Origin of the sequence: Paludisphaera borealis, from assembly GCF_001956985.1 — a bacterium.
GTDB classification, from domain to species: domain Bacteria; phylum Planctomycetota; class Planctomycetia; order Isosphaerales; family Isosphaeraceae; genus Paludisphaera; species Paludisphaera borealis.
Genome location: NZ_CP019082.1, coordinates 2,315,752 through 2,327,606, shown reverse-complemented (window position 1 = coordinate 2,327,606; position 11,855 = coordinate 2,315,752). Strand labels below are relative to the sequence as shown.

Here is an 11,855-nt window from a genome sequence, read left to right as displayed (position 1 = left end):
CCGCTACCTGCCTTTCTGACGTGCCTCGTTGATCAGGTCCATCATGCGATCAAGTTGCGCGTCCGTGATCCGGGCGTCCTTCGAGCCAAGGTGGACGGCGAAGGCTTTATCAAGCGCGCCTTCGAAGAACGTTTCCAGCAGACGTTTCAGAGCCCGTTCCCCGGCCCGCTTCCGCGATTGGATCGGGCGGTAGATGAATTCGCGGCCCGCTTTATGACGCTGGACGTGCCCCTTCTCTTCGAGAATCTGCAACAGGCGACGCACGGCGTTGTCGGTCGGCGCGTTCTCCAGTCCGGCTACTACCTGCATCACGGTGGCGCCGTCCAACGCGTAGAGGATTTCCATGATCTGCCGCTCGCGACGGCTCAACGTGCTGAAGTCCGACATTGCATCCTCCACTGAGTCCAATGCGATGCGCTAATTTTTTAGTGCCTTGCGGAGGGCGGGTCAAGGTTTAGACGCTAAATTTTTAGTGGCCCAGTCGTTGGGATGTCTATCAGCGGCAAGGTTTGTGGAAACGCGGTGTCGGTTCAGAAAGGGAAGCCACCTTTGGTCGGACTTGCCGGCGCGGGCCGGGCGTGATGCAATCGATGGGAATTCCGGCCCGATCGGGGGCTGGGTCAGTCAGTGACGCGGATCAGCCGCCATCGGGAAAGGATCGATCGTAATGCCCCCCCGCAACGTCGTCGTGGCCCAGTCCGGCGGGCCGACCTGCGTGATCAACAACTCACTTCGCGGCATCATCGAAGCTTGCCGCAGCCATCCGAGCGCCTTCGGCAAGGTTTACGGCGGCCGGTTCGGCATCGAAGGGGTCCTCAAGGAAGAGCTGATCGACCTCTCGGCGACGTCGGCCGAGGAGATCGCGCTCCTGCGCACCTCGCCGGCCGCGGGGAGCATCGGCACCTGCCGCTACAAGCTCAAGAAGGGGCAGGATCAGGACTTCGAGCGCGTCGTCGACGTCTTCAAGGCCCACGACGTCGGCACATTCTTCTATATCGGCGGCAACGACTCCCAAGATACGGCCCATAAGGTCAGCGTGCTGGCGCGCGACAGCGGCCTCGACCTGGTCGCCGTCGGCGTTCCCAAGACGATCGACAACGACCTCGGCGACGCCGAGTTCCGGCTCCTCGACCACTCGCCGGGGTATGGTTCGGTGGCCCGTTACTACGCCCATTACGTCCGCCAGGCGAACGAGGAGAACGCGGGCTCCTGTCCGGCCGACCCCGTGCTCGTCATCCAGGCGATGGGGCGGAAAATCGGCTTCATCCCCGCCGCCGCCCGGCTGGCCGACCCCGAGCGGAAGCTGCCGATCCAGATCTACCTGACGGAATCGGGACTGTCCCTCGAACAGCTTGGCGAGAACGTCGTCCGCCAACTCGAATCCGACGGCCGCTGCATCGTGGTCGTCAGCGAGGGATTCGACGTCGGCGACGTCGGCGCGATCCGCGACAACTTCGGCCACATCCAGTTCGGCGCGAGCCAGCAGAGCGTCGCGCAGATCGTCGTCAACTACCTCAACACTCTCAAGTTCCCCGTCCCCGGCAAGGCCCGTGGGCAGGTTCCGGGGACCGACCAGCGGAACGCGATCGCCTACGCCAGCGTGACCGACCTCGACGAAGCTTACGGAGTCGGCCGGCACGCGGTGGAGGTCGCCCGCAAGCACGGCAACGGCTGGATGGCGACGATCCTCCGCGACCGGACCGGCTCGGGCTATAACGTCCACTACGACAAGGCTCCGCTCGAACAGGTCGCCAATTCCGAGCGGTTCTTCCCCAAGAGCTGGATCGCCCCCAGCCGGATCGACGTGACCGACGACTTCGTCGAATACGCCCGGCCGCTGATCGGCGAGGACTGGGTTAGCGTCCCCACCGTCGCCGGCCTCCCCCGGTTCGCGAAAATCGCCCAGGTCTTCGCCCCCAAGAAGCTCCCTGCGTACGTCCCTCAGACTGCCCGCGCGAAGGGATGACGAAGTCCCGGGAAATATCCCCGGCTCAGTGGAGACGAGGTCCGCTGAGCCGGAGGAGGAACCCGAACTCGACCGCGCAGAGTGCGCCCCGCCCGCCCCTGACCACCGACCGAGCCGCCCGACCGCCCTGGCCGAATTTGGCTTCGTTTGCTCCGATTCCACTCCCGATCCGTCCGACGTCGAACCCCTCGCGCCGCCCTCCCGGTTCCGCTCCTTCCGACCGGCCCAGCCCCGGCGGCCCTTCCCGAATCAATGTCCGGATTGGCTTCGTTTGACGGCCGAAGATGCCGAGTTCGCTTCGCGTAAAGATCGATTCATAAAGAAGTTGCAGCCGACGCACCAATTGGCTTCGATCGCGCGAGAAAAGCCGGTCTTCGCCTCATTCTCGCCCTCTCGACCGATCTACTTCGCTTCGACCGTCGCCGCCCGATTGGCTCCGTTCGCGCGGTTTTCCACAGCTTCTGCCGACTCGCCCGACGAGGTCGATTGGCTTCCTTCGCGCGCTTTTTATCGAGGCCGTCGATGCCGATAACCGGATCGCTCGTCCATGTCACCCGCCTGCCGAATTGAAAACGAGCCGGAAGACTCGCAGAGTCCTCCATTTTGAACTTACGTCAGATCTGCAAGCTTGATCGTCGATTCCTTCTGGTAATCGGAAAGGACTTGTCCTGATTTCGGATCGCAGTGATTTGGTGGAATGAATGAATTGCGCGGGTAGGTAGAGGAGGATTCGCAGTTGGCAGGGCGTGAAAACGCTATGTTCCCCTCTATTCCGTCGTTTTTTCCGACTTGTCGTCACTCGATAACGACTCCATTGTACCAAAGGCTTGGAAATTGTTCGTGGACAGCCCCTTTACCTTGGACTCGGGCCAGTGTCCAATGAGAGCCCGGAGGAGCGGTAGGGGGCTCGGAGGACGAGCTCAATGCCCGATTGGGGAGAACTGAACACGTTCGAGTTTCCACGGGGACGATTCCGTCGACACACATGATGACGCAAGCTCTCGGCTATCCGCCGGAACAAGATCCTTCGTTGCACCCGTTCCGCAGCCGCACGTGTGGAGCGTTATGCTATACCCTGGCATTTGCTTGTTTCATGAATTTGATAATCAACGGAATACTCTATAACACAAAGATATTGGATCAGTATTTTAAGCAGTACGAATCCCTGTTGAACCTGTCGGGCTTCTTCGCACTGCTGGGCCTGTTTGGATTCTTGATCCTCGGGTCGAGATTGACGGCCCCGCTCGCGGCCGATGTCCTCCGGAAGGATCCGCGCCCCCCGATCATCTACCTCAGGCCGTTCCAATTCGACAATTTTTTTCGGTTGGCGTACGGGCCGGAGTTCAGGATCCTGAGACTATTCCGTCGCGTGGGCCCTCTCGTCGCGATCGGCAGGCCGAAGGAAAAGCTTCAGACGAGCGGAATCTCGCGGTACTACGTGCGGGATGACGAGTGGCAAGACCTCGTCTTGTGCCTCCTTCCCCGATCCCGGGCGATTATCCTCGTCCTGGGTGAATCAGCCGGGATCGAGTGGGAATTGGAAAAGCTATTGGGGAGCGATCACGTCGATCGACTCTTGATCGTCGCAATTGCACCCGGGGGGAGTTCCCCGGACTCCGTTCGTGAGCGATTGATTCGGTTTTTCCCGACATTGCCCGCCGATCTCTCCCCCAAATTTCGGACCGTCCGCGACGTCGACCACTCCTCGGGAGCCGACGGGATCGGCCAGGTTGCCTTGGCGATGATCGATGGCGAAAAGACCCTGCGATTTCTGGAGCCCGTCATCATCGAGGAAAATGGACAATCCAACGGCAGATATCCTCTCCTGAACTGGAGGGACACAATGCTGCCTTTCCTTGATCGCGTTCTGGATTCTCCGCTCAGACCCCAGGGGTGGTTCTCAAAGTTGATCTGGACTTTATCGGCCAGAGATCATGGCTGAAGGGTCGATCGGAGCCTGGTGATAAAAAAGAGGGACAGGATAAAAAAGAGGGACATAGCGCTATTATTCCTTCCGAGGCCGTCCCCGAGGTCGGAGGCAGGATTCCAGGATAAAAAAGAGGGACATAGCGCTGCTCTGTAGAAAACCCGTGAACCGTCGTCCACTGGCGGTCGTAGAATGACATGTGACTACGAGCAAATCACCACTGCGGGTGTTCCAGGTCGCCTACGAGGCGGCTTGTCGCGCCCTTCCGGCGCACCGCCACCAGTTCAGCCCCAAGAAGTTCACCCAGCCTCAACTTCTGGCCTGCCTGGTGCTCAAGGAGTTCCTCCGCCTCGACTACCGCGGGTTGGCGGCGCACCTGGCGGACCACGCCGACCTGCGGGACCGGATCGGGCTGACGGTCGTCCCGCACTTCACCACGTTTCAGAAGGCCGCGCAACGCCTGCTGGCGTCGGTCCCGGGCCGCCGGATGTTCGACGCCGTGCTCGATCGGGCGCGGCAGGACGGGACGCTGAAGCGCCGCGTCCCGTTGGCGGCCGTCGACGGCCCGGGGATGGAGTCGCGGCACGTCAGCCGCTACTACGCCAAGCGTCGCTCCGCCGGAGACTCCGACCCCGCCAGGACTTACGCGCATTATCCGAAGGTCGTCTTCGTGGTCGACTGCAAGAGCCATATGATCCTCTCGGCGGTCCCGGGGCGTGGCCCGGCGTCGGATCTGGTGCAGTTCGGCCGGGCCTGGACCCAGGCCGTGCGCCGCGCCCGGATCGACACGCTGCTGGCCGACGCCGAACGGGTCCACCGGGCCGTCCGGTCGCACGGCGTGCGGACGATCATCCCGCCGAAGCGGGGCCGGCCGACCGACAAGCCCCCCACGGGCTGGTGGCGGCGGGTGATGAAACAGCGTTTCGCCGGGCTCAAACGCAAGTACGGTCAACGGTGGCAGGTGGAGACGGTGAACTCGATGCTCAAGCGGCGCTTGGGCTCGGCCCTCCGCGCGCGGAAGCATCCGACCCAGTGCCGCGAGATCGTCCTTCGGGCCATTACCCATAACGTCATGATTGTGCGACTACGGGTTTTCTACAGAGCAACATAGCGCTATTATTCCTTCCGAGGCCGTCCCCGAGGTCGGAGGCAGGATTCCAGGCCGAGGCGCGTGGCGGTCTGGCGGGTCCAGGGCTCGTCGCCGAAGGGGCGGCCGCGCTCGACGGAGTGACGGATGCGGCGCAGGTCGGACGCCGAGAGCGGTTCGTTGACCCGGCTCAGCCAGACGGAGTCGCGGAGCGGGGGCTCGCCGCGCCAGAGAAGGGGGTCGCCCCGAATCCAGTCGGGCAGGCTCGACCAGCGCCAGTCCTCGGCCCTCTTGACCAACTCGGCCCGCAAGGGGTTGCGCTCGACGTAGCGCAGGACGGCGGCGAGGTGGTCGTCGTCCTGGATCGGGAACGCCTTGAAACGCCCTTGCCAGACGTGCCCGCTGGTGCCGTAATGGCGGTGGTAGCGCTGGGCGTGGGCAGTCAGCAGCCATTGCATCCAACGCCCGAGGTCGCCGTCGCCGTGGGGCCGCAGTACCAGGTGGAAATGGTTGGGCATGAGGCAGTAGCCCAGGACGTCGATCGGCAGCCGCTCGCGGGCGTCGAGGATCGCCCGCCGGAAGGCGTCGTAGTCTTCCGGCTTGTGGAAGACGGCCGCGCGGCCGTTCCCCCGATTCAGGGCGTGATAGATCATACCACCGACGGCGGCCCGAGCGGTTCTTGGGATACATCGAAGCTAATACGCGGGAGTCCGCGCGTCAAGAAAGCGCTATGTCCCCGTTTTCCTGCTATGTCCCCGTTTTCCTGTTCAAGCACTAAGCCGCTTCCGTCAGGACATCCACGAAGTCGATGAGAAGTCCAAGTGATGGGCCGGGGTGGCGGATCGAGGGACTGTGACCGCCCCTTTTTTGGTTGGCTGGCACTGGAGCCTGATAAGGCGACGTGCTACGATGAATTCATTCGTGCTGGGTTGTTCTGGGCTTCAGGCCAAGGAGATCGGGCCATGCCTTACGAAATCATCGCCGCCATCTGTTCCAACAAGATCGTCAACGCTGCGGCGACCAAACTGAATGAGACGATCTTCAAGCGAATCGGCTTCGGTATGAAGCTCAAGCACGAAGACGAGATGAACAAGGTGAAGGCACGGGCACCCGTCTACAAGGCGCAGGCCAAGTACGAAATCGAAGATATGGAGGCGGAGCAAGCGTTAAAGAGGTTGGATCATGAGGAGCGAATCCGCCTCAGAACCGAGGAGATCGAGTCAAGGCGTCAGCACAACCTCGAAAGCATCGTAGCACAATCGTATCAGGCAATCCCTGATGATGTGTCCGAGGATCCGGTCGATCCGGATTGGGTCTTTAAATTCATCGACGCATGCCAAGACGTTGGCGATGAAGAGATGCAATCGCTATGGGCTCAGATCCTTGCGGGCGAGATCACTAAGCCAGGCAGTTACTCCGCTCGGACATTGCAATTGGTTCGCACTCTCAGCAAGCATGAGGCCGAGGTCTTCGTACGATTTTGCTCTTGCCTCTGGAGCATAGATTCATCTGAAAAGCAATATCCAATTGTTCCAACACCGAACATTTATAGCGCCGTGCCTGGCATAAATATAGATTACGACGCCTTGCAAATGTTGGACGATATTGGACTCATCCGGTTCGATGCTCTTGCCGGAGTTTCCAAAATATTTGGTTTCAAGAATCCTTCGCCCAACATTCGAGTCGGCAGCCTTTCGCTCACTTTCCGCTACTTCAGGACACCTCATCTCTTTCGTTACAAGGAAGACCAATGCCCTCTTGAAAAGGATGTAAATATCGGACATGCGATACTTAGAGGCTATCCCGTAATGATGTCCTGGTTTTTATGGTACTTGAACGGGATCGCCGGCCTTGAGCGATCGGGCTTCAAGAACTTGAGCATGCGATGAATAGAGCTGATGCGGATCATCGACTCGCTGCTCTCGGCGTGGTGCTCGTAATTCCGACTGTGTCGCCGATGCCGCCCCAGCCAGGCGAACGTCCGCTCCACCACCCAGCGCCTCGGCAGCTTCACAAACCCTTGGCTTCCCGGCGGCCGCTCCACGACCTCGATCCTGTACCCGGCCGAGGCCTCCGCCAGCCATCCGTCGAGGTGGTGGTTGCGATACTTGCCGTCGCCCCAGACCAACGCCAACCGGCTTCGATGCTCGGCCGTCAGCCGCCCCAGCACCTGGGGGGCGTGCGTCCCGTCGTCGGCGGACGCCGCCGAGACCGCCACGACCAGCAGCAACCCCAGCGTATCCACGATGATATGTCGTTTCACGCCGGTCAGCTTCTTGCCGCCGTCGTAGCCCCGTTCGCCCCCTGTCTCGGTCCCCTTGACCGTCTGGCTGTCGATGCTCCCGGCGCTTGGGGACGGCTCCCGCCCGGCCGTCGTGCGGACCTGGCGGCGCAGGGCGTCCAGGATGAGTTGCCATGTGCCGTCGTCCCGCCACTGGGCGAAGTGGTTGTAGACGGTGCTCTTGGCCGGCAGGTCGTGCGGCAGCATATCCCACTGGCACCCCGAGCGGTTGAGGTAGAGGATGGCATTGAGCACCTCCCGCATGTCGTTGGTCCGGGGCCGTCCGACCTGGGGAATGGGGATCAAGGGCTCGACGATCGCCCACTGTTCGTCGGTCAGGTCGGACGGGTAGGGCTTACGCATCGAACGGTGCTCCTGCGGCGATGAATCCTGCGAACCTCCTGGGAGGACAAGAGTTTACGATCTTCTAGAATTACGGGATAGCCTCTTACAGAAATAGGGCAGCAATTGGCACCGATCTCTAAAGCACAGCCAAACGAAGAAGTGCGGCTTATCTGCAAGAAATTCTTCGAAGACCAGAAGTGGTTTCTTGTGGGCGATGATACCTTGCGTGACGATGCGGTGACGAAGGCTTACCCATTCATCGTCACCACTTAATCGCCTGTGAGGTCCGGGGCTTCCTCTCGGCTTGTCGGCTACTCATGACGAAGGATGGCGGATACGGCAGCTCGAGTCCTCATGGAGCACATCCGTTGCCTGACCTCTCTACGTTGCTCGGCTACATCTTCCCCGCCGGTTCCGTCGCCGGCTTGATTTCTCTGTGGATGGAGAAAAAGAGGGACATAGCGGAATGGCATTAAGCTAAGACGTAAGCCATTTATCGCAAACCCGTTACGGCGAATATCGGCCGCCGTTCCTCCCGCTGGACGATCGCGTGCCATTATGTGCATTTCACAATATAGATTGAATCCCGGCCGTTTGTCGATCCGTAGGTCGCGTCGATCGCAAATTGTTCTGGAATGCTAGGTGACGCAAGGCCAGTTCCGGTATAGATGTTGCGCCTTGGCTTAATGCCATTCGGGACATGGCGCTTTTTTAACGCTCGGCCTCTATGTCTTCGCCTTCCGCGACTACGACCCCTGCCGCCGGCGTCTGGTTGCAGGCAGCTCGGCCACGCACCTTAAAGAGTGCCTTGAATGGGGCCCATGGAAGGGGCATATCTCGTCGGGGTGGACGCACATGTTTCCGAAGGGCGTTTTGGGCTGAGCGCGAGACCGACGGATCGCGTTGCGGTCTCGTCCGGCGACCGAGGATGAAACCGGTCGCCGCGTTGTGCTAGAATCGTCTCCCAACTTGAACCCGCCGCTCGATCTTCGAGCCGACCGCCAAACTTCCTGGGAACCGACGATATGGCCGCGACCACTCCGACCGCAGACATTGGACTCATCGGCCTCGCCGTGATGGGCGAGAACCTCGTATTGAACATGGCCAGCCATAGGTTCACGGTCGCCGTCTTCAACCGGACCACCGCCAAGGTCGACGCGTTCCTCGACGGTCGGGCCAAGGGCCAGCCGATCGTTGGAGCGCACACCGTCCAGGAGCTGGTCGCGCAGCTCAAGCGCCCTCGCAAGATCATGATCATGGTCAAGGCCGGCGCGCCGGTCGACGCGGTGATCGACGAACTCGTCCCGCTCCTTGAGCCCGGCGACGTCCTCATCGACGGCGGCAACTCGCACTTTCCCGACTCGACCCGGCGCACCCGGGCGTTGAAGGAGAAGGGCATCCTGTACGTCGGCACCGGCGTCTCCGGCGGCGAGGAAGGCGCGCTCAAGGGGCCGTCGATCATGCCCGGCGGCAACCCCGACGCCTGGCCGCTGGTCAAGCCGATCTTCCAGGCGATCGCCGCCAAGGTTCCCGACGGAACCCCCTGCTGCGACTGGGTCGGACCCGAGGGTGCCGGGCACTTCGTCAAGATGGTCCACAACGGCATCGAGTACGGCGACATGCAGCTCATCTGCGAAGCCTACTTCGTGATGCGGAAGCTGCTGGGCATGGAGCCCGCCGCGCAGCACAGCGTGTTCGAGCGCTGGAACAAGGGGCCACTCGACAGCTACCTGATCGAGATCACCCGCGACATCCTCGGCTACAAGGACCCCGAAACCGGCAAGCCGATGGTCGACCTGATCCTCGACACGGCCGGACAGAAGGGGACCGGCAAGTGGACCGTGATCTCCGCCTGCGATCTCGGCGTGCCGTTGACGTTGATCTCCGAGGCGGTCTTCGCCCGCACGCTGTCGTCCCAGAAGGATGAGCGCGTCGCGGCGTCGAAGGTGCTCAAGAGCCATCCTTCGCCGTTCAACGGCAACCGCCAGTCGCTCGTCGACGACATCGAACAGGCGCTCTACGCCAGCAAGATCATCTCGTACGCCCAGGGCTTCTCGCTAATGAACGCGATGGCCAAGGAGTCGAACTGGGAGATCAACAACGGCGGCGTCGCGCTGATGTGGCGGGGCGGCTGCATCATCCGGAGCGCCTTCCTGGGCCGGATCAAGGAAGCGTTCGATCGTGATCCCAAGCTCTCGAACCTGCTGCTCGACCCGTTCTTCACCCAGGAGATCGCCCGGGCCGAGGAGAGCTGGCGGCGCGTCTGCGCGGCGGCGATCACCCACGGCATCGCGCTCCCGGCCATGACGTCGGCGCTGTCGTACTTCGACGGTTACCGGTCGGCGGAACTCCCCGCCAACCTGCTCCAGGCCCAGCGCGACTACTTCGGCGCTCACACCTACGAGCGGACCGACAAGCCGCGCGGCCAGTTCTTCCACACCAACTGGACCGGCCGCGGCGGCGACACCGCCTCGACGTCCTACAACGTCTGAGGCGGCCGATCCGGCCTGGCACCCAACTCAACCCAAACGGGGAGGCGCGTCCTCCCCGTTTGCTTTACCCAATGCGTTGAATCCGATCGACTTTGTTAATTTCCCGTAAGCTCGTCCAGACTTGAGAGCCGATTACGAATACAATGTAAAGTCAGCACGCCCATACGAAACGACCCTCCCCGACTCTCCTGATGTTTTCGCAGACTCCTTTCTTTCTGCGTAACCCTTTTTGGCTGAATAGTTTAGGTTGATTTATGAGTGAAGGTTCAAGGGTGGCGAAGGCTGCTCTGGTCATGGATGACCGCATTCAGGCTGCAATTCATGTCGCCGAGGCGGCGGTCGAGGCAATCGTCGATCCCGAGGCGACGATCATGCACACGCCGAACGGAGCCGCTCGGTCCACGACGCGGCGGCCCGCGCCGGCGGTTGGACAGCCGACGAGCAGCGACGCGCCCGACGAGTTGGTCGGTCGCACATTGGCCCAGTATCGGATCGATGAGCATCTGGGAAGCGGGTCGATGGCGCGGGTCTACAAGGCCTGGCATCTGGGTCTTGAGCGCACCTGCGCCCTCAAGATCATCGACCCTCGGCTGGTGGCCCGGACGCCGAAGGTTCGCGACCAGTTCTGGGCCGAGGCGCGGGCCGCGGCCAATCTGGTTCATCCCCACGTGGTGACGATCCACAACGTGGGCTCCGACGCCGGCTATCACTTCATCGAGATGGAGTACGTGCCCGGGAGCGTGAGCCTGCGCGACTCGTTCGTCAAGCAAGGTCCGTTCGAGCCCGCGCGGTCGGCCCGGCTGATCCGCCAGGTCCTCCAGGCGCTCGAAGCCGCCCACAAGGCGGGGATGGTCCACCGCGACGTCAAGCCGGCCAACGTGCTGCTCACGCCCGAGGGGAACGCCAAGCTCGCCGACTTCGGCCTGGTGCAGCGCCGGACGAAGGTCTCGCGCTCCGGCCAGACTCTGGCGGGAACGCCGACGTTCATGGCGCCCGAGCTGTTCTCGGGGACCTCGGCCAGCCCGCAGTCCGACATCTACGCCGTGGGCGTGATGTTCTACTACCTGCTGTCCGGCCGCATCCCGTTCAGCTCCGAGCGAATCGGCAAGCTGATCCGCCTCCACCAGACCGAGCCGGTCCCCGACATCCGCAAGATCGTGCCGGGGATGAACGACCACCTGGCGGAGATCATCAAGCGCTGCCTGGCCAAGTCGCCGGCCGACCGTTACGCTTCGGCCGACGAGCTGGGCGAGGAGCTTCAGCTCATCATCCACCATCTCCGCGATACCGAGAGCCTGGTTCGGCAGAGCGTCGAGGGGCTGGACTGCTTCGTCCAGGGCGGGCGCGACACGTTCCGGATCATGATCCCGCAGCCGGGCGACCGCTTGCAGGAGGTGATGGTCGAGGTCAACGAGGGCGAGCAGGGGAAGAACGAACGGTTCCTGTCGGTCTTCTCGGTCTGCGGACCGGCCGATCCGGCTTATTTCTCGTACGCCCTGGCCCTCAACACGCGGCTGACCTACGGCAGCCTCTCGATCCGCTACGTGCTGGGAGCGCCCATGTTCGTCATGTCGCGGACCTTCCTCCGCGACCGCGTCCGGACCCAGGATCTGCGCGACGCCATCCTCGAGATCGCCCGCAGCTCCGACCGGATCGAGATGCAGATGACCCGCCTCGATCTCTATTGAAGCCGGGCGTCGTTGGGTATGCTGGGGGATTGGGGCTCGTCCTCGACGGCGCGCCCCATTCGTGGGTTC

At 62.1% G+C, this 11,855-nt stretch carries 9 protein-coding genes; 6 read left to right on the top strand and 3 right to left on the bottom strand.

All coding sequences use genetic code 11. The annotated features are described in order from the left end of the window. Nucleotides 1–3 precede the first annotated feature (3 nt). Nucleotides 4–387 (bottom strand): BlaI/MecI/CopY family transcriptional regulator, encoded by a 384-nt coding sequence (locus BSF38_RS09015; RefSeq protein ID WP_076344906.1) that lies wholly within the window; start codon nt 385–387, stop codon nt 4–6. Nucleotides 388–667: 280 nt separating this feature from the next. Here BSF38_RS09015 and BSF38_RS09010 point away from each other — a divergent pair, with 280 nt between their 5' ends. The 3 genes from BSF38_RS09010 (at nt 668) to BSF38_RS08990 (ending at nt 5,004) form a co-directional block, all read left to right on the top strand. Continuing rightward, nucleotides 668–1,966 (top strand): diphosphate--fructose-6-phosphate 1-phosphotransferase, encoded by a 1,299-nt coding sequence (locus tag BSF38_RS09010; RefSeq protein ID WP_076344904.1) that lies wholly within the window; start codon nt 668–670, stop codon nt 1,964–1,966. A gap of 985 nt (nt 1,967–2,951) precedes the next feature. Continuing rightward, on the top strand, nt 2,952–3,908 hold the full coding sequence (locus BSF38_RS08995; protein ID WP_145952035.1) for a hypothetical protein: 957 nt from the start codon (nt 2,952–2,954) through the stop codon (nt 3,906–3,908). A 184-nt stretch (nt 3,909–4,092) separates the two neighbouring features. After that, complete coding sequence (locus BSF38_RS08990) at nt 4,093–5,004, top strand: transposase (protein WP_145952034.1); 912 nt, start codon at nt 4,093–4,095, stop codon at nt 5,002–5,004. Nucleotides 5,005–5,009: 5 nt separating this feature from the next. Here BSF38_RS08990 and BSF38_RS08985 read toward each other — a convergent pair whose 3' ends face one another. Continuing rightward, on the bottom strand, nt 5,010–5,666 hold the full coding sequence (locus BSF38_RS08985) for an REP-associated tyrosine transposase (protein ID WP_076344894.1): 657 nt from the start codon (nt 5,664–5,666) through the stop codon (nt 5,010–5,012). A 276-nt stretch (nt 5,667–5,942) separates the two neighbouring features. Between BSF38_RS08985 and BSF38_RS08980 the strand changes: the two genes are divergently transcribed. Then, nucleotides 5,943–6,869 carry a DUF2806 domain-containing protein gene (locus BSF38_RS08980; RefSeq protein WP_076344892.1) on the top strand — a complete coding sequence of 309 codons (927 nt, stop codon included), beginning with the start codon at nt 5,943–5,945 and terminating at the stop codon, nt 6,867–6,869. Here BSF38_RS08980 and BSF38_RS08975 read toward each other — a convergent pair. Beyond that, a complete protein-coding gene (locus tag BSF38_RS08975) occupies nt 6,779–7,624 on the bottom strand; it encodes an IS5 family transposase (protein ID WP_076344890.1) in 846 nt (281 codons plus the stop codon). The two genes, BSF38_RS08980 and BSF38_RS08975, sit on opposite strands and share 91 nt — an antisense overlap. A gap of 1,007 nt (nt 7,625–8,631) precedes the next feature. On the opposite strand from BSF38_RS08975, the gene gnd reads away from it, so the two are divergent. After that, nucleotides 8,632–10,098, top strand: coding sequence for a decarboxylating NADP(+)-dependent phosphogluconate dehydrogenase (gene gnd / locus BSF38_RS08970; protein ID WP_076344888.1), 1,467 nt, complete (start codon nt 8,632–8,634; stop codon nt 10,096–10,098). A 293-nt stretch (nt 10,099–10,391) separates the two neighbouring features. Continuing rightward, complete coding sequence (locus BSF38_RS08965) at nt 10,392–11,786, top strand: serine/threonine-protein kinase (RefSeq protein ID WP_076344886.1); 1,395 nt, start codon at nt 10,392–10,394, stop codon at nt 11,784–11,786. Nucleotides 11,787–11,855: the final 69 nt, after the last annotated feature.